This is a genomic window from Kribbella sp. HUAS MG21, assembly GCF_040254265.1.
Taxonomy (GTDB): domain Bacteria; phylum Actinomycetota; class Actinomycetes; order Propionibacteriales; family Kribbellaceae; genus Kribbella.
The window spans coordinates 2,568,342-2,591,542 of the sequence record NZ_CP158165.1; the positions used below are offsets into that span (position 1 = coordinate 2,568,342).

General features: G+C 69.5%; 26 protein-coding genes. 17 read left to right on the plus strand and 9 right to left on the minus strand.

The window, feature by feature from the left end:
- Positions 1-9 precede the first annotated feature (9 nt).
- A complete protein-coding gene (locus tag ABN611_RS12435; RefSeq protein WP_350279990.1) occupies positions 10-402 on the plus strand; it encodes a hypothetical protein in 393 nt (130 codons plus the stop codon).
- 4 nt (positions 403-406) lie between these two features.
- Here the strand turns inward: ABN611_RS12435 and ABN611_RS12440 are convergent, their stop codons facing one another.
- Entirely contained in the window at positions 407-994 is a 588-nt protein-coding gene (locus tag ABN611_RS12440; RefSeq protein WP_350279991.1) for a TetR/AcrR family transcriptional regulator, read from the minus strand.
- 57 nt (positions 995-1,051) lie between these two features.
- Between ABN611_RS12440 and ABN611_RS12445 the strand changes: the two genes are divergently transcribed.
- The 6 genes from ABN611_RS12445 to ABN611_RS12470 are packed head-to-tail and all read left to right on the plus strand — an operon-like array spanning position 1,052 to position 6,482.
- A complete protein-coding gene (locus tag ABN611_RS12445; protein WP_350279992.1) occupies positions 1,052-2,293 on the plus strand; it encodes an acyl-CoA dehydrogenase family protein in 1,242 nt (413 codons plus the stop codon).
- Positions 2,290-3,075: an SDR family NAD(P)-dependent oxidoreductase gene (locus tag ABN611_RS12450; RefSeq protein ID WP_350279993.1), complete on the plus strand. Its 786-nt coding sequence runs from the start codon at positions 2,290-2,292 to the stop codon at positions 3,073-3,075. Before ABN611_RS12445 ends, ABN611_RS12450 begins: the two co-directional genes overlap by 4 nt.
- Positions 3,072-4,118 carry a phosphotransferase family protein gene (locus ABN611_RS12455; RefSeq protein ID WP_350279994.1) on the plus strand — a complete coding sequence of 349 codons (1,047 nt, stop codon included), beginning with the start codon at positions 3,072-3,074 and terminating at the stop codon, positions 4,116-4,118. Before ABN611_RS12450 ends, ABN611_RS12455 begins: the two co-directional genes overlap by 4 nt.
- Positions 4,119-4,772 carry a histidine phosphatase family protein gene (locus tag ABN611_RS12460; RefSeq protein ID WP_350279995.1) on the plus strand — a complete coding sequence of 218 codons (654 nt, stop codon included), beginning with the start codon at positions 4,119-4,121 and terminating at the stop codon, positions 4,770-4,772. It begins immediately after the preceding gene.
- Between the two features lie 9 nt (positions 4,773-4,781).
- Complete coding sequence (locus ABN611_RS12465; protein WP_350279996.1) at positions 4,782-5,525, plus strand: SDR family oxidoreductase; 744 nt, start codon at positions 4,782-4,784, stop codon at positions 5,523-5,525.
- A complete protein-coding gene (locus ABN611_RS12470) occupies positions 5,526-6,482 on the plus strand; it encodes an LLM class F420-dependent oxidoreductase (RefSeq protein ID WP_350279997.1) in 957 nt (318 codons plus the stop codon).
- Here the strand turns inward: ABN611_RS12470 and ABN611_RS12475 are convergent.
- Genes ABN611_RS12475 through ABN611_RS12490 form a run of 4 tightly spaced genes read right to left on the minus strand, consistent with a single transcriptional unit; the run spans position 6,469 to position 10,081 of the window.
- A complete protein-coding gene (locus ABN611_RS12475) occupies positions 6,469-7,092 on the minus strand; it encodes a hypothetical protein (RefSeq protein WP_350279998.1) in 624 nt (207 codons plus the stop codon). The two genes, ABN611_RS12470 and ABN611_RS12475, sit on opposite strands and share 14 nt — an antisense overlap.
- Before the next feature lie 21 nt (positions 7,093-7,113).
- Positions 7,114-7,527, minus strand: a complete 414-nt coding sequence (locus tag ABN611_RS12480; protein WP_350279999.1) for an MmcQ/YjbR family DNA-binding protein — start codon at positions 7,525-7,527, stop codon at positions 7,114-7,116.
- Between the two features lie 9 nt (positions 7,528-7,536).
- Positions 7,537-9,387: a HAMP domain-containing sensor histidine kinase gene (locus ABN611_RS12485; RefSeq protein WP_350280000.1), complete on the minus strand. Its 1,851-nt coding sequence runs from the start codon at positions 9,385-9,387 to the stop codon at positions 7,537-7,539.
- Positions 9,377-10,081, minus strand: coding sequence for a response regulator transcription factor (locus ABN611_RS12490; protein ID WP_350280001.1), 705 nt, complete (start codon positions 10,079-10,081; stop codon positions 9,377-9,379). The genes ABN611_RS12485 and ABN611_RS12490 overlap by 11 nt, the downstream gene beginning before the upstream one ends.
- 113 nt (positions 10,082-10,194) lie before the next feature.
- On the opposite strand from ABN611_RS12490, the gene ABN611_RS12495 reads away from it, so the two are divergent.
- The 4 genes from ABN611_RS12495 to ABN611_RS12510 are packed head-to-tail and all read left to right on the plus strand — an operon-like array spanning position 10,195 to position 14,484.
- A complete protein-coding gene (locus ABN611_RS12495; protein WP_350280002.1) occupies positions 10,195-11,244 on the plus strand; it encodes a hypothetical protein in 1,050 nt (349 codons plus the stop codon).
- Positions 11,241-12,536 carry a peptidoglycan-binding protein gene (locus tag ABN611_RS12500; protein ID WP_350280003.1) on the plus strand — a complete coding sequence of 432 codons (1,296 nt, stop codon included), beginning with the start codon at positions 11,241-11,243 and terminating at the stop codon, positions 12,534-12,536. The genes ABN611_RS12495 and ABN611_RS12500 overlap by 4 nt, the downstream gene beginning before the upstream one ends.
- Positions 12,533-13,222, plus strand: a complete 690-nt coding sequence (locus ABN611_RS12505) for an ABC transporter ATP-binding protein (RefSeq protein WP_350280004.1) — start codon at positions 12,533-12,535, stop codon at positions 13,220-13,222. Before ABN611_RS12500 ends, ABN611_RS12505 begins: the two co-directional genes overlap by 4 nt.
- Positions 13,219-14,484: an ABC transporter permease gene (locus ABN611_RS12510; RefSeq protein ID WP_350280005.1), complete on the plus strand. Its 1,266-nt coding sequence runs from the start codon at positions 13,219-13,221 to the stop codon at positions 14,482-14,484. The genes ABN611_RS12505 and ABN611_RS12510 overlap by 4 nt, the downstream gene beginning before the upstream one ends.
- Here the strand turns inward: ABN611_RS12510 and ABN611_RS12515 are convergent.
- The gene (locus tag ABN611_RS12515; RefSeq protein WP_350280006.1) at positions 14,386-15,723 is read right to left on the minus strand and encodes an MFS transporter; all 1,338 of its coding nucleotides are present in this window, start codon (positions 15,721-15,723) and stop codon (positions 14,386-14,388) included. The genes ABN611_RS12510 and ABN611_RS12515 overlap by 99 nt on opposite strands.
- 70 nt (positions 15,724-15,793) lie before the next feature.
- Here ABN611_RS12515 and ABN611_RS12520 point away from each other — a divergent pair, with 70 nt between their 5' ends.
- The 4 genes from ABN611_RS12520 to ABN611_RS12535 all read left to right on the plus strand — a co-directional run bounded on the left by ABN611_RS12520 (position 15,794) and on the right by ABN611_RS12535 (position 18,705).
- Positions 15,794-16,144 (plus strand): VOC family protein, encoded by a 351-nt coding sequence (locus ABN611_RS12520; protein WP_350280007.1) that lies wholly within the window; start codon positions 15,794-15,796, stop codon positions 16,142-16,144.
- 177 nt (positions 16,145-16,321) lie between these two features.
- Positions 16,322-17,167: an SAM-dependent methyltransferase gene (locus ABN611_RS12525; protein ID WP_350280008.1), complete on the plus strand. Its 846-nt coding sequence runs from the start codon at positions 16,322-16,324 to the stop codon at positions 17,165-17,167.
- Positions 17,168-17,173: 6 nt separating this feature from the next.
- Positions 17,174-17,590 carry a thioesterase family protein gene (locus ABN611_RS12530; protein WP_350280009.1) on the plus strand — a complete coding sequence of 139 codons (417 nt, stop codon included), beginning with the start codon at positions 17,174-17,176 and terminating at the stop codon, positions 17,588-17,590.
- Positions 17,587-18,705 carry a zinc-dependent alcohol dehydrogenase family protein gene (locus ABN611_RS12535; RefSeq protein WP_350280010.1) on the plus strand — a complete coding sequence of 373 codons (1,119 nt, stop codon included), beginning with the start codon at positions 17,587-17,589 and terminating at the stop codon, positions 18,703-18,705. The genes ABN611_RS12530 and ABN611_RS12535 overlap by 4 nt, the downstream gene beginning before the upstream one ends.
- Here the strand turns inward: ABN611_RS12535 and ABN611_RS12540 are convergent.
- Positions 18,687-19,148 carry a YciI family protein gene (locus ABN611_RS12540; RefSeq protein ID WP_350280011.1) on the minus strand — a complete coding sequence of 154 codons (462 nt, stop codon included), beginning with the start codon at positions 19,146-19,148 and terminating at the stop codon, positions 18,687-18,689. The genes ABN611_RS12535 and ABN611_RS12540 overlap by 19 nt on opposite strands.
- 147 nt (positions 19,149-19,295) lie before the next feature.
- Between ABN611_RS12540 and ABN611_RS12545 the strand changes: the two genes are divergently transcribed.
- A complete protein-coding gene (locus ABN611_RS12545) occupies positions 19,296-20,783 on the plus strand; it encodes a pre-peptidase C-terminal domain-containing protein (protein ID WP_350280012.1) in 1,488 nt (495 codons plus the stop codon).
- Between the two features lie 128 nt (positions 20,784-20,911).
- On the opposite strand, the gene ABN611_RS12550 is transcribed toward ABN611_RS12545, so the two are convergent.
- Positions 20,912-21,334, minus strand: a complete 423-nt coding sequence (locus ABN611_RS12550) for a nuclear transport factor 2 family protein (RefSeq protein ID WP_350280013.1) — start codon at positions 21,332-21,334, stop codon at positions 20,912-20,914.
- A gap of 98 nt (positions 21,335-21,432) precedes the next feature.
- Between ABN611_RS12550 and ABN611_RS12555 the strand changes: the two genes are divergently transcribed.
- Complete coding sequence (locus ABN611_RS12555) at positions 21,433-21,927, plus strand: MarR family transcriptional regulator (RefSeq protein ID WP_350280014.1); 495 nt, start codon at positions 21,433-21,435, stop codon at positions 21,925-21,927.
- On the opposite strand, the gene ABN611_RS12560 is transcribed toward ABN611_RS12555, so the two are convergent.
- Positions 21,913-23,100, minus strand: coding sequence for a M20 family metallopeptidase (locus ABN611_RS12560; protein ID WP_350280015.1), 1,188 nt, complete (start codon positions 23,098-23,100; stop codon positions 21,913-21,915). The two genes, ABN611_RS12555 and ABN611_RS12560, sit on opposite strands and share 15 nt — an antisense overlap.
- Positions 23,101-23,201 lie beyond the last annotated feature (101 nt).

Here is a 23,201-nt window from a genome sequence, read left to right on the forward strand (position 1 = left end):
AGGAACGACATGCCCTCGATCCAGGTCGACCTGCCGCTGACCGCGGACGAAGCGACGAAACGTGCGTTCGCGGAACGCATCGGACGCATCTACGGGGAGATCATGCAGGTCGGCATGGATCTGCTCACGGTGTCCGTCCACGCCCTCGGAAACGGAGCCGTCTGGCGGTGCCACGAATCGGGGCCGCCGACGCCGTCCGGCCTGATCATGTGCGACATCCGGGCCGGGCGCCCGACCGAGACCAGGGCCCGGCTGGCGCAAGCGCTGATCGACGCGTGCGTCGAGACGTTCGAGCTCGACGCGCTGTGGCTGAAGGTCGAGTTCACCCAGCACGACGGCAGCGAGATGTACCACCCGCACCTCGGCGGGTTCAACCGGAACTGGTCCGGCGACGAGCGCTGAGCGGCTACAGCTTGCGAAGGAGCTGGAGGGCCTCGATGACGTGATCCACGAGGGTGTCCGGCGTGTACGGCCGGTCGGCTTCGGGGAGGGCGGACCATTCGATGGCGAGGTCTTCGGTGTAGGAGAGCCATGCGTGGATGCGGAGGTACTCGCGTGACGCGGGCTCGTCGGCGACCTCGGGGGCTCCGATGTAGCTGAGGACGCGTTCGGTCAGCCGGGCGCGGGTCTCGTCGTACACCTTGACGGCGAAGTCGTCCCCACCCGCCGCGCCGCGGACGAACGAGATGTACGCCGTACGCCGGCGCGCGATGAACGCGACGAACTGGACCAGCATCTCGCGCAACTGCTGGTCCGGCGCGAGCGCGTCGTCCGGCTTGGTGACCCGGAGCAGCCGGCGGCCGGCCGCGGAGATGACGGCGACGTAGTAGTCGCGCTTGCTCGGGAAGTAGTGGAACAGCAGACCGCGCGAGATCCCCGCCTCGCTCGCGATCGCGTCGATCGACAGCTCGTGGATCGGCTTGTCGCGCAGCATCATCAGACCGATGCGGACCAGTTGCTTCTTGCGGTCGTCCGCTGTCAGTCGGTGATCCATGCCATTGAGCATTGCTTAGAAGCTGAGTTACGGTCAAGGCGAGCGAGAGGAGTCTTGATGGGGTTCGAACCTTCGGCCCGGGCTCAGCAGCTGGTCGCGCGGGTGGACGCCTTCCTGCGCACCGAGATCGAGCCGGTCGAAGCAGAGCTGCACGAGGCGATCCGCACCGCCGGTGACCCGTGGCAGCCGCAACCGCTGATCAAGGACCTGCAGGCGAAGGCCCGCGAAGCAGGCCTGTGGAACCTGTTCCTCCCGCCCGCGGAGCCCGGCAACGAGCAGTACGGCGAGGGGCTCAGCAACCTCGACTACGCGCCGATCGCGGAACTGACCGGCCGCTCGTTCATCGCGCCGTACGTCTTCAACTGCAACGCCCCGGACACCGGCAACATGGAAGTGCTGCTCCGCTACGGCAACGACGAGCAGAAGAAGCGCTGGCTGGAACCGTTGCTGGACGGAACGATCCGGTCCGCGTTCTGCATGACCGAGCCGGAGGTCGCGTCCTCGGACGCCACGAACATGCGCGCCACCGCGGTCCTCGACGGCGACGAGGTCGTGCTGAACGGCCGCAAGTGGTGGAGCACCGGCGTCGGCCACCCGGACTGCGAACTGCTGATCTTCATGGGCCTTACCGAACCGGAGGCCCATCGGTACGAGCGGCACACCATGGTCCTCGTCCCGCGCGACACCCCGGGCGTGAAGGTCGAGCGGCTGCTGCCGGCGATGAGCAGGTACGACGAACCGCACGGCCACGGCGAGGTCTCGTTCACGAACGTCCGCGTGCCGGCCGCGAACATCCTGGTCGGACCGGGCAAGGCGTTCGAGATCGCCCAGGGCCGGCTCGGGCCGGGACGCGTGCACCACTGCATGCGGCTGGTCGGTCTCGCGGAGAAGGCGCTCGAGCTCGCGCTGCGGCGCGGTACCAGCCGGACCGCGTTCGGCAAGCCGCTGGTCAACCTGGGCGGGAACCGGGAGCGGATCGCGGACGCGCGGATCGCGATCAACCAGGCGCGGTTGCTGGTGCTGCAGACGGCGTACCTGCTGGACACCCAGGGGCTCGTCGGTGCGTTGAGCGAGGTCAGCCAGATCAAGGTCGCCGTACCGCGGATGGCGCAGGACGTGATCGACATGGCGATCCAGCTGCACGGCGGCGGCGGGCTGTCCGACGACTTCCCGCTCGCGGCCGCGTGGACGAGTGCCCGCGCGTTGCGACTGGCCGACGGGCCCGACGAGGTGCATCGTGGGGTGATCGCGAGGATCGAGCTCGCGTCCTATCTCGCGGCTGCTCAGGAGGCCAAGTGAGTCGTGTCCTCGTCACCGGTGCGGCGAGCGGTCTGGGTGCGGCGCTGGTCGCCCGGTTCGTTGCCGACGGCCACCAGGTGCTCGGCACCGACGTGTACGAGGACGGCAGCGGCGGTACGGCGTATCGCAAGCTCGACGTGCGCAGCCCGGAGGAGTGGGACGCGGCGGTCGCGTGGTGCGAGGAGAACTGGGGCGGCCTGGACATCCTGGTGAACAACGCGGGCGTCGCGACCGGCGGCCGGATCGAGGTCGAGACGCTCGACGAGTGGGACCGGGTCGTCGACATCAACCTGATGGGCGTGGTCCGCGGGTGTCGCGCGTTCGTGCCGCTGTTCAAGCGGCAGCGGTCCGGGTACATCGTGAACACCGCCTCGGCGGCCGGGCTGGTGCATCCGCCGATGATGAGCTCGTACAACACGGTGAAGGCCGGCGTCGTGGCGCTGTCCGAGACACTCGCTCACGAGCTCGGCCCGTACGGCGTGACCGTATCGGTGGTCTGCCCCTCGTTCTTCCGGACCAATCTCGCCGACTCGATCCGCGGTGCCGACAGCGCGATGGCGACGACCGCGCGGCAGCTGATCGAGAAGTCGCCACGGTCCGCGGACGAGATCGCGGCCGCGGTCGTTGCCGGGATCAACAAGAAGCAGCACCTGATCATCCCGGACCGGCCGGCGCGGGCCGCCTACTGGACGAAGCGCGTCGCGCGACCGCTGTACGACCGCCAGATGCGCAGGATCGCCGACCGCGCCCACCAACGCGCAGAGACGCCGGACGGACGGTGAGCGGCGCCCGGCCGGTCCGCGCCGAGGACGCGTTCGACGTACCGGCGGTCGACGCCTGGCTGCGGCAGCGGACCGCCGTACCGGACGGCCTCCCGGAGGTGAAGCAGTTCTCTGGTGGGGCGTCGAACCTGACGTATTTGCTGAGCTATCCGGACCACGACTTCATTTTGCGCCGTCCGCCGAAGGGCACGAAGGCGAAGGGCGCGCACGACATGGGCCGGGAGTTCCGGATCCAGCGGGCGCTGAAACCGGTCTTCCGCTACGTCCCCGAGATGGTTGCCCACTGCAACGACGAGACGGTGATCGGCTCCGAGTTCTATGTGATGGAGCGGGTCGCCGGCACCATCCCCGGCCACCACCGGCTCGGGGTCGACCTCACCCCGGAGCAGACCCGGCAGCTCGGCTTCACGTTGATCGACACGCTGACCGAACTGCACGCCGTCGATCCCGAGGCGGCCGGCCTCGCGGACCTCGGCCGCGGTGCCGGGTACGTCGAGCGGCAGGTCACCGGCTGGTCCGAGCGCTACCGCAAGGCCAAGACCTGGAACGTGCCCAGCTACGAGCGGGTGATGGCGTGGCTCGCCGCGAACCAGCCGCCCGACGTCCGCACCTGCGTCATCCACAACGACTTCCGGCTCGACAACGTCGTACTGGCGCCGGACGATCCGCTGCGCGTGGTCGGCGTCCTCGACTGGGAGCTCGCCACGCTCGGCGATCCGTTGATGGACCTCGGCAGCGCGCTCGCGTACTGGGTGCAGGCCGACGACGACTGGGCGTTCCGCCGGTTCCGCCTGCAGCCGTCCGACGTGCCCGGGATGCTCACGCGCGCGGAGATCGTCGAGTACTACGTGAAGCAGTCCGGGCTCGCGGTGGACAACTGGGCGTTCTACGAGGTGTTCGGGCTGTTCCGGCTGGCGGTGATCGCGCAGCAGATCTACTACCGCTACCACCACAAGCAGACCCGGAACCCGCGGTTCAAGAACTTCTGGCTCCCGGTCAACCTGCTCGAGCGGCGCTGCCGCAGGATCATCCGGCAGGCCTGAGTGGCCGTCATCTACCTGATCCGCCACGCGCAGGCGTCGTTCGGCGCGCGCGACTACGACAAGCTGTCAGCACTTGGCGAGCAGCAGGCGGCGCAGCTCGGCCAGACGCTGAAGGACGTGCAGCCGACGATCGTGCTGTCCGGCTCGATGCGGCGCCATCAGCAGACCGCGTCGCTCGCCGGGTTCACCGCCGAGGTGGATCCGGGGTACGACGAATTCGATCACCAGGAGGTGATCGTCGCGCACAAACCGGCGTACAAGCGGCACGCGGTGATGGTGGCCGATCTCGCGCGCCGGGGCAGTCCGAAGCGTGCGTTCCAGGAGATGTTCAGCGCGGCGACGCAGCGGTGGGTCGACGGCGGTGACGGGTACACCGAGTCGTTCGCGGCGTTCTGCGAGCGGTCGGAGTCAGCGGTACGACGGACCGCCGGGCAGCTCGGGAAGGGTGAGACCGCGCTCGTCTTCACCTCCGGCGGTCCGATCGCGGCCGTGACGAGCCGGCTGCTGTCCGGCGGCGACGGGCTGTGGACGAAGCTGAACCCGGTGACGATCAACACCGCGATCACCAAGGTCGTGTCGGGGCGCGGCGGGCTGACCGTGGTGAGCTACAACGAGCACGTCCACCTCGGTGCCGACCTGCTCACGTACAGATAAGGACTCCCGATGCGACGGAACATCCTGATCACCGGCGCCAGCTCCGGCCTCGGTGCCGAGATGGCCCGGCAGTTCGCGGCGAAGGGCCACGACCTGGCGCTGACCGCTCGCCGTACCGACCGCCTCGAGGCGCTGCAAGCCGAGCTCGCCCAGAGTTATCCACAGGTCAAGGTGGTTATCCACAGCCTGGATGTGAACGATCACGAGCGGGTCTTCGAGGTGTTCCGGGCGATCGACGCCGAACTGCCGCTGGACCGCGTCGTCGTGAACGCCGGCCTCGGCAAGGGCGCGCCGCTCGGCACCGGGCGGTTCGACGCCAACCGCGAGACCGCGCTCACGAACTTCGTCGGCGCGCTCGCGCAGGCCGAGGCGGCGCTCGAGCTGTTCCGGGCGCGGAACGCCGGCCATCTGGTGCTGATCGCGTCGATCTCCGCGCTCCGCGGCTTCCCGAAGACGGTGACGACGTACGCCGCCACGAAGGCCGGGCTCGCCTCGCTCGGGGAGGGACTGCGGCTGGAGCTGCTGGGCAAGCCGATCAGGGTGAGCACGATCTACCCCGGGTACATCCGGTCGGAGCTGAACGAGCGGGTGAAACACACGCCGTTCATCGTCGACACCGAGCCGGGTGTTCGCGCGATGGTCGCCGCGATCGAGGCGGAGAAGGCGAAGGCGTACGTGCCAGCGCGGCCGTGGTGGCCGCTCGCACAGGTGATGCGAGTGGCGCCGCTGCCGTTGCTGAAGAGGATGATCTGAATGCGCTGGGGTCTGACGGTCCCGCTGACCGGGGTGCCGCTGCGGGACCACCGGTCGCTCGTCAAGGAGCTCGCCGACCTCGGCTACACCGATCTGTGGTCGGCGGAGGTGGCGGGGGCGGACGCGTTCACGCCGCTGGTGCTCGCGTCCGAGTGGGATGCGCGGTTGCGGCTCGGTACGGCGGTCGTACCGGTGCACACGCGCGGACCGGCCGCGCTCGCGATGAGTGCGGCGGCGCTCGCGGACCTCGCGCCGGGGCGGTTCGTACTCGGGATCGGAGCGTCGTCGGAGACGATCGTGACCGGGTGGAACGGGATCGCGTACGACCCGCCGCTCGCGCGGACCCGGGATGTGCTGCGGTTCCTGCGGCAGGCGTTCGCGGGGGAGAAGGTGGACGGGGAGTTCGACAGCTTCACGATCCGCCGCTTCCGGCTGGAGAAGGCGCCCGACGTACCGCCCGCGATTATGCTCGCGGCGCTGCGGCCACAGATGCTGCGGCTCGCGGCGCGGGAGGCGGACGGCGCGATCACCAACTGGTTGTCCGCGGACGACGTACTCCGGGTGCGCGCCGAGCTCGGTCCGGACAAGGAGCTGGCCGCGCGGATCTTCGTGTGCGTCACCGAGGACGCGGAGATGGCGCGGAACATCGGCCGCTTCCTGATCGCGACGTACCTGACCGTGCCCGGGTATGCCGCCTTCCACGACTGGCTGGGCCGCGCCGAGTCGATGAAACCGATGCGCGACGCGTGGGCCGCCGGCGACCGCAACGCCGCGATGGCCGCCGTACCCGTCGACCTCGTCGACGACCTGATCGTCCACGGCACCCCGGACGAATGCCGCGCCCACATCGACCGCTACGTGGCCAACGGCCTGGACACCCCGATCATCGCCACCCTCCCCACCGGCACCGATCTCGTGGAGACCGCCCGCTCGCTCGCCCGTCCTACTGAGGGCTGACCTGGAAGGCGCGGACGCAGAGCGGTTCCGGTGGAATCTGGTGGACCACCACGACTCCGGTGATCGTCGAGCCCTTGGTGGAGCCGGTCAGCGGTACGACGAACGTGGGCTCCCGGCCGATGACTCGACCGGCGCTGAGCTTGGTGGGTGGTGCCAGGAACGTGCGCATCAGGGTCGGGATCAGTTGCCGGGAGCTCTCGCAGGCGAGGGCGGCCGCGGCAGTCGGGTTGTTCGCGTTGAGCTGCGTCACGAACCGCTGACCGAGCACGGCAGCTGCTGCCGCTCCGGTCGCCGTGGTCGTGCGCGGGCTGACTGGACGTGGAGTGGTCGGACGCGCGCTGGTCGGTCGGGCCGCGGTCGGGCGGGTGGTTGTGGTCTGCGGTGGTACGGCGGCGCTCCCGGGCTCGGGGTCCGACGTACGGCGGTCGTTCACGAGGCGGACGGCGAGGACGCCGATCGCGCCGAGGGCCACCAGCGCGAACACGACGATCAGCGCGATGATCAACCCGGCGCGGCTCTTCCGCGGCGGTTGCCCGTACGTCGGCGCCGACTGGTAGTTGCCCGGTTGCGGTTGCCAGGTGTAGTCCGGCCCGGGCGGCGGTGAGCTCACAGGGTCAGTGTGGCAGCCGGGTCAGTTCAAGCGGTGGGCTTTGAGCCAGGTGGTGGCCCGCCGGTTGGAGGCTCGGGAGAGCCAGGCGTCCTGGATGATCTCGGTGAGCTCCTGCCGGGACAGTTCGCCGAGCCGGCTCGCGCGGACGAGGACCGACGGGTGGCCGTCGAAGTGCGGTGTGGTGAAGAACGGGTTCGACTCGTCGGAGACCAGCGCGAGCTTCTCCTCCTCGGACTCGACCCAGATCATGATCACGTCGTCGTACTTCTCGCCGCTGACCGGATCGACCGCGTCGGGGCGCGGCGTCCGGAAGAACACGAACGACTTCCCGCCGACCTGGTACACCGGCCGGTCGGTCCCGTCGTCGCGTTCCCACTTGGTGACGTGCGGCATCCCCGACGCGATCGCGTGCACGTCCGCCACTTTCGCCTTCACAGGTTGAGGTTAGCCAGCTGGGATCCAGAGGGTGAAGGTGGAGCCGGATCCGGGCCGGCTCGTGACGGAGATCCGGCCCTGGTGGGCTTCGGCGAGGTGCTTCGTGATGGCGAGGCCCAGCCCGCTGCCTCCGGTACTGCGCGTCCGCGATCCGTCAGCGCGGTAGAAGCGGTCGAACAGGTGCGGCAGATGCTCGGCCGCGATCCCCGTGCCGTTGTCGGTGACGGTCAGGTTGTAGCCGTTGTCCACAGCCCGTACGCCGACCAGTACCCGACCACCCGGTGGCGTGTAGCGGATCGCGTTCGACACCAGGTTCCCGAGGGCCTGCCGGATCCGGGCGCTGTCGACGACGGCCGGCGCGGGCTCAGTGGCTGTCGACGTGAGCGTGACACCAGCTTTCTCCGCAGCCGGGCGATGCGCCGACACCACCTGCTGCGCCAGCTCGGAGAGGTCCCGGGGAGCCGGATGCAGCCGCAGCATCCCGGCGTCCGCGAGCGCCAGGTCCTGCAGGTCGGCGACCAGGTGCTCGAGCAACCCGGTCTCCTCCAGCAGCGAGCTCACCAGTTCGGCGTCGAGCGGCACCACGCCGTCCTCGGACGCGACCAGATAACCCTTGATGTTCGCCAGCGGCGTCCGCAGTTCGTGGGCGACGTCGCTGACCATCGCCTTGCGCTGGAAGTCGTGCCGCTGGATCGACTCGGCCATGTCGTTGAACGCGTGCCCGAGCCGCGCCACCTCGTCCTTCCCGCTCACCGGCACCCGCGCCGCATGGTCGCCGTTCCGCATCCGCTGCGCGGCACCGGTCAGCGCCACGATCGGCCGGACCAGCCGGCGCCCGGCGAAGAACATCACCAGCGCCGCGATCAGCAGCACCCCGAGCGCGGTCGCGGCCGTCCGCAGCAGTCCTTCCCCGGAGAACACGTTGAACGTGCTCTTCGCCCCGAGGTACAGCTTCGCGGGCGGTGCGACGTACGGCGTGAGCGCCGCCACCCGGGCGTTGCTCGCGCACTCGGCGTACTTGTCGTTCCAGTCCTCCTTGACCTTCGGCTCGATCGTCTTCAGGCCGTCGAAGTCGTTGATCGTGTAGGTGAGCCCCGCCGCGTCGAGGCAGCGCGCCGCCCGCTGGATCTCGTCCTCGTTGACGAGCTTGGCCTTCGCGCTCGGCGCGTTCAGCCCTGGCGGCATGCACTCGTCGTTGGCCTGCTGCCCGGACTTCTCCAGTAGTTGCACACCGGTCGGTGACTCCGCGGCCTCGACCATCACTTGCGGCGTGCTCCCGGCGGACTGCTTGACGCTCGCGGTCTTGCCCTTCGCGGCGTAGCACGCGACCGCCTGGTCGGCCAGCTTCTCGCGCTCCCGCCGTTCCTCGTCGGTGATGCCCCACTGCGGGTAGACCACGAACGGCGGCGCCACCGCGGCGGTCGAGACGAACCCGCCGGAGCTGACGGTCTTCCGGGCCGAGAACACCGCCGTCATGCCGACCATCTTCGGCACGCCCTCACTGCGCGCGTCGATGGTTGCCGCCGGCACCGACGGGAGTTCCGGTGCGGCGCCGAGCATCCGGGCGGAGTCCGCGATCACGGCGCCGTTCTCGGCGGTGACCGCGACCCGGCGGCCGAGCCGGTCGGCGAGGTCGTTCACCAGCCTGTCCACCCCCGACCAGGTCGGGTGATCGGCGGCGTACTTCGTCAGCTCGCCGTAGATCTCGCCGTCGACCTGCAACTGGCCGGTGTTCGCGTCGATCTCGCCCTGCAGCTTCTCCGACGTGCTGTACGTCGCGATCACCGCGGTGGCGATCACCGCGCCGAGCGCGACCGCGAGCGACAACCCGAGGAACCGGACCAGCACGCTACGACGCATGGGTCGCCTCCACCAGCTTGTACCCCACGCCGTACACGGTTTTCAGGTACGTCGGCGCGCCGGGTGACGGCTCGATCTTCTTCCGCAGGTTCATCACGTGTACGTCGACGGTCCGGTCGAACACGTAGTGGTCGAAGCCGAACGCGTGCTCGAGCAGCTGCTGCCGTGAGAACGCCCGCCCCGGCGAGGCCGCCAGGCAGGCGAGGATCTTGAACTCGGCGGGCGTCAGCTCGATCAGCTTCCCGGCCAGCCGCACCTCGTGCCGGCCCGGGTCGATCTCCAGGTCGCCCACCCGGTACACCTCGCCCTCGGCCCGGCTCCGGGTGCGCCGCAGTACCGTCCGGACCCGGGCCACCAGCTCCCGCGGGTTGTAGGGCTTGGTGAGGTAGTCGTCGGCGCCCAGATCGAGGCCGAGCAGCAGGTCGTCCTCGGTGGAGCGGGCCGTCAGCATGATGATCGGCACGTCGGCACCGTTCGAGGAGTCGGCCCGCAGCACCCTACAGACGTCCAGGCCGTCGACCTTCGGCATCATCACGTCGAGCACCAGCAGGTCCGGGCTGCGCCGGCGGGCCTCGTCGATCGCCTCCCGCCCGTCGTGCACGACGACGGTCAGGTGGCCTTCCCGTTCGAGGTACCGCCGGATCAGCTCCGCCTGCTTGAGGTCGTCTTCGGCGACCAGGATCCGCGCTGGCATAGTCCTCAATGTCGCCGAAAGAGATGAGAATCCTGTGAAGATCGGCTGAGAGCATCGGGTGCAAATCGGTCCTTCACAGGTTCTTGACGGCCCGGACGGCACGCTCCAGCACCATGAAGAGAACAGCACTCGCGGTGATGGCGGTCCTGGCGCTGGCTGCCTGTGGGAACGACAAGGCCCCGGTCGCGTCCGGAGACCAGAACGGCGACAAGAGTCCGCTCGCGGAGTACATGGGCGACGGGTTCGTCAGCTCGGCCGGTGGCGGCGGTTTCCGGGTCGCGATGCGGGCCGGCGGCCCGCAGCAGCCCACCGAGGAGGAGCTGGCCAAGCAGCGGAAGGTCGAGGACGCCACCGCGGCCTGCATGAAGGCGGCCGGCTTCGAGTACGTCGCCGTACCGCCGGAGCAGAACGCGAAGGACAAGTTCACCGACGCGTTCAACCTGCCGCCGGACAAGTTCGCCGAGCAGTACGGGTACGGGATCAGCACGATCGACTGGTCCAAGGCCGGCCCGAACGACGACTCGAACCCGAACAGCAAGATCCGCGCCGCGCTGTCGCCGACCGCGCAGAAGGCCTACGACAAGGCGCTCAACGGCCCGAACGCGAACGGCAACGGGGCGGTCGTGATCCAGGGCGAGGGCGAGGGGCCGAAGAGCAGCGGCGAAATGGATCTCGGCTGCCGGGGCAAGGCGGCCAAGGAGGTGTACGGCGCGGAACAGAAGCTCGACTTCAAGAAGTTCGAGAGCCTGTTCAAGGACATCCAGGCGCTGCAGAAGCGGATCGAGTCCGACCAGCGCGTGGTGGACGCGCTCACCGCCTGGACCGACTGCATGGCGGACGCGGGGCACGCCGGGTTCAAGAAGGTCGACGACCCGCGGGAGAAGATCCAGAAGAAGCTCGACGAGTTGACCGGGACCCAGCAGCCGGGCACCGGCGGCCCGGCCAAGACCGTGACCGGCCCGCCGTCGTTCGACAAGGTCGACGCGGCGAAGCTGTCCGAGCTGCGCAAGTCCGAGATCGACCTCGCGGTCGCCGACCGGAAGTGCAAGGCGAAGGGGTACGACGAGGCGTACAAGAAGGTGCAGTACGAGGCCGAGAAGGAGTTCGTCGAGCAGCACAAGGCCGAGCTCGAGGCGTACCGCGACGAGACGGCGAACCGGTGAGCGCTTCGCCCAAGTCCCGCCGCCGGGTGCTGGTCGGGGTGTCCACGGTCGCCGCCGTCTCGCTCGGGATCGGGGTCGCCGCGGGCAGCCGGATCACCTCGCCGGAGGACGCGGCAGCGAAGACCGCGCCGCCCAAGGCCTCCCAGATCACCGTTCCGGTGGCGCGGAAGGCGTTGTCCAGCAAGGTGGTCGGCCGGGGTGACGCGTCGTTCGACGGCGCGGTGAACATCCGGGTCGAGACCAGCGGGATCAGGACCGCGCCGATCGTGACCGGGAAGGTGCCGGCGGTGGGCTCGACGCTCACCGAGGGCAAGGCGCTGCTGGAGATCACGGGCCGTCCGGTGATCGGGCTGGCCGGTGTGCTGCCGATGTACCGCACGCTGTCGCCGGGGAGCAAGGGGCCGGACGTACTGCAGCTGGAGCAGACGCTCGAGCGGCTCGGATACGACCCCGGGACCGTCGACGACGAGTACACGCTCGACACGTCGGCCGCGGTGGAGGAGTTGTACGAGGGCGCCGGGTACGACGCTCCGGTCGCGGACGAGCAGTTCACGCAGGCGGTCGACCAGGCGAAGAAGCAGGTCGACGCCGCGAAGAAGCAGCTCCGTCAGGCGCAGTCACAGCTGAAGGCCGCCAAGGACGCGAAGGCGAAGGACACCTCCGTGCAGCAGGGCGCCGTCGACGACGCCGAGGAGAACCTCGCTGACGCCCGCGAGGCGCAGAACGAGGCCGAGTTCAAGGCCGGTACGCCGTTGCCGGTGTCCGAGGTGGTCTACGTGAAGACGCTGCCGCGTCGCGTCGACGACGTGAAGGTGGAGCGCGGCGGCACGGTCAACGGTGTGGTGATGTCGGCGAGCGGTGCGTCGCTGGTCGTCACGGTCAAGGTCGACGCGGAGACCGCGCAGCGGCTGAAGGCCGGGATGGCGGCGACCCTCGACCTCGGCGAAAGCGTGTCGGTCGCGGGCAAGGTCCGGCGAGTGACGAAGAACGGGAACCAGTACGACGTGGTCGTCGCGCCGAATGCGTTGACCGCGAGCCAGCTCGCGCTGCTGCGGGACGCGAACGTCCGGGTGACGATCCCGGTGAAGAGCACCAGCGGCAAGGTTCTCGCCGTACCGGTGGCGGCCCTGTCGTCCGGGTCGGACGGCGCGTCGCGTGTCGAGGTACTGCGGAACGGGAAAGTCGAGCTGGTCCCGGTCACGGTCGGGCTGTCGGCGGACGGGTTCGCGCAGGTGACGCCGAAGGGCGACGCCAAGCTGTCCGAGGGCGACCAGGTGGTGGTGGGGCGATGAGTACCGCGGTCGCGTTGCCGGCACCGGTCGTCGAGATGATCGGCGTCCGGCGCTTCTTCCCCGGACCGCCCGAGGTGCAGGCGATCAAGGGTGTCGACCTGACCATCGGGCAGGGGGAGTACCTGTCGATCGTCGGGCCGTCCGGGTCCGGGAAGTCGACGTTGCTGCATCTGCTCGGGTTGTTGGACAACCCCACGGGCGGCGTGTACCGGCTCGACGGCGTGGACACGATGAGCCTGCGCGAGCGGCGGCGCGCCGTACTGCGCGGGGAGCGGATCGGGTTCGTGTTCCAGTCGTTCCACCTGCTCGACCACCGGACCGTCCTGGAGAACGTCGCGCTGTCGATGGTGTACGTCGGGGTGCCGCGGCGGCAGCGGATGGCGCGCGCCCGGGTCGCGCTGGAACGTGTCGGGCTGGCGCACCGGATGGAGTTCGCGCCGACCACGCTCTCCGGTGGTGAACGGCAGCGGGTGGCGATCGCGCGGGCGCTCGTCGCCGAGCCGAGCCTGCTGCTCGCGGACGAGCCGACCGGCAACCTGGACAGCGCGAACGCGGAGGCGATCCTGCAAGTGTTCGACGAACTGCACGCCGGCGGCATGACGCTGGCCGTCATCACCCACGACGACTACGTCAGCCGGCGCGCGCAGCGCCAGGTCCGCATCGTCGACGGAACCCTCCAGTGGTGACCCAAGCAGGCCCCCCGGACCCGACCGGCGGGCCGTCCACCAAGCGGCGACGCCGGCTGCGCTCTCGTCCCGCAGTACGCGATCTGCTGGACGAGGCGCTGGCCGGCGTCGCCGCGCGACCGACCCGGCTGATCCTCACCACGCTCGGCACCGTGCTCGGTGTCGCCGCGTTGGTGGGGACGGTCGGGTTGGGGCAGACCGCCGCCGGGCAGATCACGCAGCGGTTCGACCTGGCCGCGGCTACTCGAGTAGTCGTGCAGCCGGGCGACAAGGGTGGACAGGAAGGGGAGGCGGCGACCCAGCTGCCGTGGGACGCGCCTGACCGCATCAAGCGGTTGAACGGTGTGGAAGCGGCCGGAACGGTCAGCAGTCTGGAGATCGGCGACGACCTCGTACAGAATGTCACCGGCCTCGACGGCGGCTCGGGGAAGGCACTGCAGGTGCTGGCCGGCTCGGCCGGACTCTGGGACGCGGTCCGCGCGGTGCTCAAGACCGGGCGGTACTTCGACGACGGCCACGACCAGCGCGCGGACAAGGTCGTTGTGCTCGGCAAGCATGCCGCGGAGCGCCTCGGCATCAACCGGGTCGACTCGCAGCCGGCCGTGTTCATCGGCGACGAGCCGTACACCGTGATCGGCATCCTCGACTCGGTCACCGGCCGCGCCGAACTGAACGACGCGGTGATCATGCCGAACGGCACGGCGCGCCAGGCCTACGACCTGGAGTCGCCGGACGCGGTCGAGATCCGTACGGCGGTCGGCGCGGCGCAACTGATCGCCGAGCAGGCACCGGTCGCGATCGAGCCGAACAACCCGAGCACCCTGAACGTCGACGCCCCGCCCAAGCAGGGCGCTGTACGCAAGGGAGTCGAGTCCGACCTGAACGCGCTGTTCCTGCTCCTCGGCGCGGTCGCATTGCTGGTCGGCGGTCTCGGGATCGCCAACGTGACGCTGCTGTCGGTCCTGGAACGCGTCTCGGAGATCGGCCTGCGCCGGGCCCTCGGCGCGGCCCGAAGACACATCGCCGTGCAGTTCCTGGTCGAGAGCGTGATCGTCGGCTTCCTCGGCGGCCTGCTCGGTACGGCGGTCGGCGTCATCCTCACCGTCAGCGTGTCGTGGGTCCGCGACTGGACCCCGATCCTCGACAACCGGCTCGCGTTCGGGTCACCCCTGCTGGGTGCGTTCATCGGCCTGGTCGCCGGTACGTACCCCGCCTGGAAGGCGTCCGCCATCCAGCCGATCACCGCGTTGCGCGGCACGTGAGTAGACCAGGGCGGTGATCGCGAAACCCGCCACGATCAGCGCGAGCACCGGGTAGGACTTCCCGTTGTCGGGCAGGATCGCCGCGCCGAGTGCGGCCGCGGAGACCTGCCCGACGTTGAAGATCATGTCGTACAGCGAGAACACCCGGCCGCGGTACACGTCGTCGACACCCGTCTGCACGAGGGTGTCGACGCTGATCTTGACGCCCTGCGCGCAGAACCCGGTGAGGAACCCGCCGGCCACCAGCGCGGGCTGCGTGTAGAACCCGATCGGTACGGCGCTGACCACCGCCGCGCCGACGAACAACCAGGTGATCCAGCGCCGCAGCGACAGCACGCGGGTCCCCCACGGCGTCACGAGCGCGGCGACGAACAGGCCCGCCCCGACCGCGCCGGTGGCGATCGCGAGTGCACCGAACGCTTGATCCAGCTGACCGGGACCGTAGAAGTAGTTGCGGTACAGCAGGATCATCGCGACCGTCATCAGCCCGAAGAAGAACCGCAGCGAGCCGATCGCGGCGAGACCGTAGGCGGCCTGCCTGCGTTCGCGCAGGTGCCGGCCGCCGTCGACCAGCCCGGTCGCGATGCTGCGCAGTGCGTCGAGGAGGCCGGGCTCGTCGCCGTTCAGGTCCGGCCCGAGCTGGTCCCGGCGCAGGCGCAGGGCGAGCAGCGCCGCGGCGGTGTAGATCACGACGGTCAGCCCCAGGACGGCGAGGTCCGAGTCGAGGAGCAGCTTCACCCCGGCGCCGATCCCGCCGCCGACCAGGAAGAACGCCGTACCGCTCGTCGGGGTGACCGCGTTTGCCATCACCAGTTCGTCGCTCTCGACCACGTGCGGGAGACCCGCGGAGAGGCCGGAAAGCAGGAAGCGGTTCACGCCGAGGGTGAGGAGCACGGCGAGGTAGAACGGTACGCCTGCGTTGCCGGCCGCGACGATCGCGCCGACGCCGATCACGAACGCGGCGCGGGTCAGGTTCGCGCCGAAGAGGATCTGGCGGCGCGACCAGCGGTCGAGGAGTACGCCGGTGAACGGGCCGAGGATCGAGTACGGCAGCAACGACACCGCGAACAGCCCCGCGATCGCGGCGGCGTCCGGCGCCCGCTCCGGCGAGAACAGCACGTACGACGCCAACGCGACCTGGAAGACACCGTCACCGCACTGCGACGTCAGCCGCACCGCGAACAGCCGCCGGAAATCGCGCCGCTGAAGCAGCGTCCACAGATCCCGGATGAACCGCACGCCTGCACTGTAACCGCCACAGAACCGCCACACCTGTCGAGAACGCCCGGAGTGCTCCGACGTACCGGTCATGAACGAGAAGCACCCAGCCTGGGTCGACATCACTGCTAACGACGCTCCGGCGTCCCGAGCCTTCTACGCCGAGTTGTTCGGCTGGCGCCTGCGCACCATCGAGGCGCTCGACTACGCACTCGTCGAGCCAGGCCCCGGCACGCTGCCGGGCGGGATCGGCTCCGCCGACGAGACCCGGCCGCCGGGCATCACGACGTACTTCTCCGTGCCGGACGTCGACCTGATGCTCGTCCGGGCGACAGCGCTCGGCGCGAAGGTCGCCACCCCGCCGTGGACGGTGCCGGGCCTCGGCCGGATGGCGGTCGTCCTGGACCCGGACGGCAACCGCGTCGGCCTGTGGCAGGACTGACCGGCTCTACAGTCCTGACACGTCAATTCAATCCTCTGTAAAGGCGATCCGGGGACGCGCCGGAGCTGGTGGCAGCGGCGCCCAGAAGCGATAGTGTCGTGCTGCCGGTGTCACGGTCCGTTGTGTACCGGTTACGATGGTTCCTCGGTCCGGAACCGCAGCGCGGATAGGATTTTCATGGCTGATTCGCAGGACGCCGACGTCGACCCCGGAATGTACGAGCAGCTGAAGCTCGACCGGCCGCACGGCGCTCGGGTGTACGACTACTTCTTGGGCGGCAAGGACAACTTCGCCATCGACCGCCAGGCCGCCGAGCACCTGTTGCAGGCGTTCCCGGGCTTCCGCACCGCCGCCTTGTCGAACCGGATGTGGATGCACCGCGCCGCTCGGTACGCCGCGGAGCAGGGCATCACCCAGTTCCTCGACATCGGGACCGGGATCCCGACCAGCCCGAACCTGCACGAGGTCGTCCAGGAGATCGTCCCGTCGGCGCACGTGGTGTACGCCGACAACGACCCGATCGTGCTCGCGCACTCGCGCGCGCTGCTGGTGAGCAAGCCGGAAGGCAAGACGGCGTACCTCGAGGCCGACGTCACCGACCCGCAGGCGATCCTGCAGTCCGACGAGGTCAAGGAGCTGCTGGACTTCAGCAAGCCGGTCGCGCTCAGCATCGTCGGCGTCTTCCACTATCTCCCGGACTACCTGAAGCCGTACGACCTGGTCCGTCAGCTGCTCGAGCCGCTGGCGTCGGGCTCGCTGCTGATCTTCTCGCACTGCACTCCGGACTTCGCGCCGGACCTGTGGGAGCGGGCGATGGTCGTCTACAAGGCCGACGGTGGCGAGGCGCAGGTCCGCAGCAAGGAAGAGGTCACCAAGTTCTTCGAGGGCACCGAGCTCGTCGAGCCCGGCGTCGTCTCGCCGTTCCGGTGGTACCCGGACGAGGAGACCGAGCGGCTCGTCGAGAAGGGTGAGTTCACCGACATCATGTGCAGCCTGTGGGTGGGCGTCGGCCGTAAGCCGTAGCGCGCGATGGACCGTGGCGCCTACCCGCACCACCTGGCGATCACGCTGCGGTGGAAGGACAACGACGTCTACGGTCACGTCAACAACGTCGAGTACTACAGCTTCTTCGACACGGTGATCAACGACTTCCTGATCCGGTCGGGTGGACTCGACATCCACCGCGGCGACGTGATCGGGTTGTGCGTGGAGTCGCAGTGCACGTTCAAGCAGCCGCTCGAGTTCCCCGGCGTCGTGGACGCCGGGTTGCGGTGCGGGCAACTGGGCAACTCCAGCGTGCGGTACGAGATCGCCTTGTTCCGGCAGGATTCGGACCAGCCGGCCGCGACCGGGCGGTTCGTGCACGTGTTCGTCGGGCGGGGTGACCGGCGGCCGGTCCCGGTGCCGGACCGGATCCGGGCGGCGCTCGAAGGGATCACGCCGTGATCGTGCGGGGCGCCGTACTGCGGGAGATGGGCCTGCCGGCGCCGTACGCCGAGTCGCGCCCGCTGCGGGTGGAGGAGCTGGAACTGGCGCCGCCAGGTCCGGGGGAGTTGCTGATCCGGATCCGCGCCGCCGGCCTGTGCCACTCGGACCTGTCCGTCATCGACGGTTCCCGCCCGAGAGTCATGCCCATGCTCCTCGGCCACGAAGCCACCGGCGAGGTCGTCCACTCGGAGTCCCCGAACTTCACCCCCGGCGACACCATCGCCTGCGCCTTCGTCCCCGCCTGCGGCACCTGCGGTCCGTGCGCGGGTGGCCGGGCTGCGTTGTGCGAGCCAGGCGCCGCCGCCAACGCCGCCGGCACCCTCCTGTCAGGCCACCGCCGTCTGACTCTCGGGCTTGGCGAAGTGCACCATCATCTGGGTGTTTCGGGGTTTGTGGATCATGCTGTCATCTCGGCGCATTCGGCTGTGAAGATCGACCCGTCCCTCCCACCCGAGATCGCCGCGCTGTTCGGCTGCGCAGTACTGACCGGCGTCGGCGCCGTCGTCAACACAGCCCAGCTCCGCGCCGGCCGCAGCGCAGCCGTCTTCGGCCTGGGCGGCGTCGGCCTCTCGGCCCTGCTCGGCGCCGTCCTCGCCGGCGCCCACCCGATCGTCGCCGTGGACGTCGTACCGTCGAAGCTCGCCCTCGCCCGCTCGCTGGGCGCGACAGCCGTGGTCGACGCGCGCGACGAGGACGCCGTCGACCAGGTACGGGACGCGACAGCAGGCGGGGCGGAGTACACCTTCGAAACCGTCGGCAGCGCGAAGGTCCTCGAGCAGGCGTACGCCGCCACCCGCCGCGGCGGCACCACGGTCACCGTCGGCCTACCGCACCCGTCGCAGTCCTTCACCGTCCCCGCCGTCAGCCTCGTCGCCGAGGAACGCACGGTGAAAGGCTCCTACCTCGGCTCGTCGGTCCCGTCCCGCGACATCCCGCAGTACGTCGCCCTCTACCAAGCCGGCCGCCTGCCGGTGGACCGCCTGCTGACCGCGACCGTCGGCCTCGACGACCTCAACGAAGCCTTCGACGAACTCGCCGCCGGTACGTCGATCCGTCAGGTGCTGCTCTTCTGAAGGTTCTCCGCGGCCTTCTGGAACGTGTGGTCGTTCCGGTCCTGCGCCTCCGGCGTGTAGTTCTCCCCGAAGAACTCGGCCGTCGCGACCGGCCGGATCTCCAGCAGCCCGGACGTCTCGGGATCGCCCCCGGTGCGCGCGTCCGCCGCGAGACACCGCCAGCCCCACTCCATCGCCTCCTCGCGGGACGCGACCTCGATCAGGCAGAACCCGGCGATCAGCTCCTTGGTCTCGGCGAACGGCCCGTCCACCACGCGGCGCTTCCCCTCGTCGAGCTGCAGCCGGAACCCGTGCGAGCTCGGCAGCAGCCCGTCGCCCGCGAGGAGCACACCCTTCTCCGCCATCTCGGACATCACCAGGCCCATCGCGGTCAGGCCCTCCTCGGACGGCGGCTGCCCGGCCTCGGACTCCGCACTCGCCTTGAACACCATCACGAACCGCATCGGACCCTCCCAAGTCGGTGTTAAATCCCGATCCGAATCTATACAGCGGAGGGGACCTTCGGGCAGGCTACGCACAGTACCTTCGCGTACACCGCTCGTGAGTTTGTCAAGTGAGGCCCGCCGTAGGTTCCCGAGGAGTTCCGCCCCATGCCATCCCGCCCCCGCCCGTCCACCCGTCCCCGAACCCGCCCTGACGCCCGCCGCGTCGGTGCTCTCGCCGCCGCCGGCGCGTTCGCCTTCGGCAGCCTGGCCGTCGCGAACACGCTGGCCGGCAACCAGGCCGACGCCCGCCAGCCCGCTCCGATCGGCCAGCTGCTCGGCGGCCAGGAGCTGCAGGGCAAGGCCGCGCTCGGCCGCGTCCAGTCCCGGCTCGCGGAGGTCGCCGAGCAGAACCAGCTGCCCACCGATCACCTCCGGGAGATCCTGGCCACCGACAAGACCGCCTGGCTGGACCAGGGCGGCCGGCTGTTCTACCGCGAGCCGGTCGCCACCGCCGCCGAGCAGAAGGCCGGCGCCGCCGCGTCCCCGCGCTGGGCGAAGACCGCGGTCGCCGCCGCGACCGGCCCCGCGTTCGAGCTGCACAGCAAGCCCGGCTCGAACCGGGTCATCTACCTCGACTTCACCGGCCACACCATCACCGGTACGGCGTGGAACGCGAACGGCAAGCCCGCCACCGTCAACGTCACGCCGTACGACACCGACGGGAACACCAGCAACTGGAGCACCGCCGAGCAGGACGTCGTACGCGATGTCTGGGCCCGGGTCGCGGAGGACTACGCGGCGTTCGACGTGGACGTGACCACGCAGGAGCCGGCCGCGGCCGCGATCGACCGGTCCGGTTCGACGGACCAGCAGTACGGCACGCGGGTGCTGATCGACCCGACCACTTGGTACCAGTCCGGTTGTGGCTGCGGCGGCGTCGCGTACGTCGGCGTGTACGACAGCACGAGCCGGCACGCGTACTACCAGCCGGCGCTGGTGTTCACGAAGGGCGTCGGCACCGGCGCGAAGAACATCGCCGAGGCCGCGTCGCACGAGGCCGGCCACAACATCGGCCTCTCGCACGACGGGACCTCGTCCGTCGGGTACTACGCCGGCCACGGCGCGTGGGCCCCGATCATGGGCGTCGGGTACTCGAAGGCGATCAGCCAGTGGAGCAAGGGCGAGTACGCGAACGCCAGCAACAAGGAGGACGACTTCGTGGTCGGCGGCCAGAACGGGCTGGCACTGCGTGCTGACGACCACGGCAACGCGACCTCGAGCGCCACTGCGCTCACGCTGGGCACGAGCGTGAACGGTGTCTACGCGAGTGACTCCGATGTCGACGTGTTCCGGATCGACCTCGCCGCGGGCACGTTCACCTTCGCGGCATCCGCGGCCCCGAGCGGCGCCAACCTGGACATCAAGCTCCAGCTGCTGAACTCGGCGGGCACCGTCGTCGCCACCGCCGACCCGGCCGCCGGGCAGACCAACTCCGCCACGCCGACCGGCCTCAGCGCGAGCCTCATCCGTCAGGTCACGGCGGGCCGCTACTACCTCCGCGTCGACAACACCGGGTACGGCGATCCGCTGAACACCGGCTATTCGACGTACGGCAGCCGCGGCGCGTACTCCGTCCGCGTCACCGCCGGCTGACCTACCAGCCACTCCGGGGCCGTCGATCCCACCGAGACCGACGGCCCCGGAGTCTTTTGCAGCCGTAAGCAGTGTGGCTGACCAGCCGCTGGCGGATCGATCAGCCACAGGCCGTACTGCGGCGCCAGTTAGAGCGCCCGCTCCAGGTCCGCGGTCAGCGCGACCGGGGTGATCTCGAGCCGGTCGAACCGCCAGCCCTGCGCCGTCCGCCGTGCGCCGTACCGATGGATGGCCGCCGCGATCGCCTCCGACTTGTCGTCGATCACGAACACGGCCACGTCGTGGGCCCGCACGGTGGCGGTGTCGCCGTCGACCTCGATCACCAGGTTGGACTTGTTGTGGATGGTGCGGGCATAGGTGTCGTGGCCCTTGCGCACCAGCGCGACGAGCGCGTCGATGCCCTGCGCCGTACCTCGGCGCGACTCGACGACGACGTCCTCGGTGAAGAGCTGGTCGCTCTCGTCGTACCGCTGCTCGTCGATCCACAGGCTGTGGCGGGCGACCAGGTCGGCCAGTTCGGCGCGGTCGATGAGTTCTCGCAGATCGGGCATGAGGTGCTCCTGAGTGAATAGTTAGTCTGACTAACGTTGGCGATACCAATGAAGATAGACCGTTAGTCCGACTAACGCAAGCGGCGTATGCTGCCCCCATGAACGACGAACTGCGCTTCGACCACGGCGACGAGACGCCGCAACGTCTGAAGGCGCAGTTGTCCCGCCTCCTGGGCATGACCGCCGCCCAGACCCAGCGCGTCTCCACCGAAGCACTCCGCGCCGTGGGTGCCCACAAGGACCACTTCGTCGTACTGGCCGCCCTGGCCGAATTCGGCCCCGCAAGCCAGGCGGCCGTCGCCGGCCGGGCGCGCGTCTACAAGAGCGACCTGGTCGCAGTCCTCAACGAACTCGCCGACGCCGGCTGGATCCGCCGTACCCCCGACCCCGCCGACAAACGCCGCAACACCATCACCATCACCCCCTCCGGCCACCACCGCCTGGAGGAACTGGACGAAGTCCTAGCCACCGTCAACACCCACCTGACAGCCCCCCTCACCCCCGCAGAACGCACCCAACTCTTCAACCTCCTGAACCGAATCAACACCCACCTGGCCAACACCCACCTGACTCTGGGGTCAGGCGGGAGTTAGGTGGTGTGCGGCTAGTTGGGCGAGGGCGGCTGCGTTGTCGGGAAGTACTGCGTCGTCGAAGCGGACGATGCTGGAATGGTTCGACGGTGGGTTCGCCGCGGGTACGTCGTCGGGGCGCGCGCCGACCATCGCGAACGTGCCGGGAACCTCGCGCAGCACCATCGAGAAGTCCTCGGCGCCCATCAGCGGGTTCGCCAGCGGCTGCACCCGCTCCGCGCCGAACAACCCGGTGAGCACCTCGCCCGCTTCCGCCGTACGCCCCGCATCGTTCACCGTCACCGGGTACTGCGGATCCAGCCGCGCGTCGACGGTACATCCGTGAGCCGCCGCGATCCGCGCCGCCAGCGCCGGCAGCTCACGCGTCAACTGCTCCAGCATCGCGTCCGACAGGGTCCGTACCGTCGCGCCGAGGCGGGCGGTGTTCGGGATGACGTTGATCGCGACGCCGGCCGCGAGTTGCGTCACGGTGATCACCACCGGATCGAACACGTCGACTCGCCGCGTCGTATACGCCTGCAACGCGAGCACGATCTCCGCGACCACCGGCACCGGGTCGACCGTTGTCGCGGGCATCGACCCGTGCCCGCCCTTGCCGTGAACGGTGATGTGCAGCTGGTTCGAGCTCGCCATGATCGTGCCCTGCCGCAGCTGGAACGTCCCCTTCGCCGCCTGCGCCCAGACATGCAGCGCGTACGCCGCGATCGGCCGCTCACCGGCGGCGTCCAGCAGACCTTCGCGAAGCATGTACCCGGCACCGCCGAGCCCTTCCTCGCCGGGCTGGAACATGAAGATCACGTTCCCGTGCAGCTCGTCCCGATGCGCACTCAGCAACTGCGCGGCCCCGACAAGCCCCGCGGTGTGGAGATCGTGGCCGCAGGCATGCATGTTCCCATTCGTAGCCGCATACTCGAGCCCGGTTTCCTCAACCACCGGCAGCGCGTCCATATCCCCGCGCAGCAACACCGTAGGCCCCGGCGCCGCACCCCTCAGCACGGCCACCACCGAAGTCACCTCCTTGCCGGTGCTGATCTCAAGCGGCAACCCCGCCAACGCATCCATCACAACCCCTTGAGTCCGAGGCAGCACCAACCCCACCTCAGGCTCCCGATGCAACACCCGCCGCAACTCCACCAACCCCGCCGCAATCCCCGCACCCTCACCAACAAACTCCACAACCAACCTCCACTCTCATCAACCCAACCCACCACCCCACACCCCACCATGCCCACCACAGCACCCACCACCCGCACCCACGCCCACCGCCCACGCCCACC

What these genes read in the sequence shown, in the direction of transcription:
- ABN611_RS12435 (WP_350279990.1), top strand. Translation starts at nt 10, where the DNA reads ATGCCCTCGATCCAGGTCGACCTGCCGCTGACCGCGGACGAAGCGACG.
- ABN611_RS12440 (WP_350279991.1), bottom strand. Translation starts at nt 994, where the DNA reads ATGGATCACCGACTGACAGCGGACGACCGCAAGAAGCAACTGGTCCGC.
- ABN611_RS12445 (WP_350279992.1), top strand. Translation starts at nt 1,052, where the DNA reads ATGGGGTTCGAACCTTCGGCCCGGGCTCAGCAGCTGGTCGCGCGGGTG.
- ABN611_RS12465 (WP_350279996.1), top strand. Translation starts at nt 4,782, where the DNA reads ATGCGACGGAACATCCTGATCACCGGCGCCAGCTCCGGCCTCGGTGCC.
- ABN611_RS12470 (WP_350279997.1), top strand. Translation starts at nt 5,526, where the DNA reads ATGCGCTGGGGTCTGACGGTCCCGCTGACCGGGGTGCCGCTGCGGGAC.
- ABN611_RS12485 (WP_350280000.1), bottom strand. Translation starts at nt 9,387, where the DNA reads ATGCGTCGTAGCGTGCTGGTCCGGTTCCTCGGGTTGTCGCTCGCGGTC.
- ABN611_RS12490 (WP_350280001.1), bottom strand. Translation starts at nt 10,081, where the DNA reads ATGCCAGCGCGGATCCTGGTCGCCGAAGACGACCTCAAGCAGGCGGAG.
- ABN611_RS12495 (WP_350280002.1), top strand. Translation starts at nt 10,195, where the DNA reads ATGAAGAGAACAGCACTCGCGGTGATGGCGGTCCTGGCGCTGGCTGCC.
- ABN611_RS12505 (WP_350280004.1), top strand. Translation starts at nt 12,533, where the DNA reads ATGAGTACCGCGGTCGCGTTGCCGGCACCGGTCGTCGAGATGATCGGC.
- ABN611_RS12520 (WP_350280007.1), top strand. Translation starts at nt 15,794, where the DNA reads ATGAACGAGAAGCACCCAGCCTGGGTCGACATCACTGCTAACGACGCT.
- ABN611_RS12525 (WP_350280008.1), top strand. Translation starts at nt 16,322, where the DNA reads ATGGCTGATTCGCAGGACGCCGACGTCGACCCCGGAATGTACGAGCAG.
- ABN611_RS12530 (WP_350280009.1), top strand. Translation starts at nt 17,174, where the DNA reads ATGGACCGTGGCGCCTACCCGCACCACCTGGCGATCACGCTGCGGTGG.
- ABN611_RS12540 (WP_350280011.1), bottom strand. Translation starts at nt 19,148, where the DNA reads ATGCGGTTCGTGATGGTGTTCAAGGCGAGTGCGGAGTCCGAGGCCGGG.
- ABN611_RS12545 (WP_350280012.1), top strand. Translation starts at nt 19,296, where the DNA reads ATGCCATCCCGCCCCCGCCCGTCCACCCGTCCCCGAACCCGCCCTGAC.
- ABN611_RS12550 (WP_350280013.1), bottom strand. Translation starts at nt 21,334, where the DNA reads ATGCCCGATCTGCGAGAACTCATCGACCGCGCCGAACTGGCCGACCTG.
- ABN611_RS12555 (WP_350280014.1), top strand. Translation starts at nt 21,433, where the DNA reads ATGAACGACGAACTGCGCTTCGACCACGGCGACGAGACGCCGCAACGT.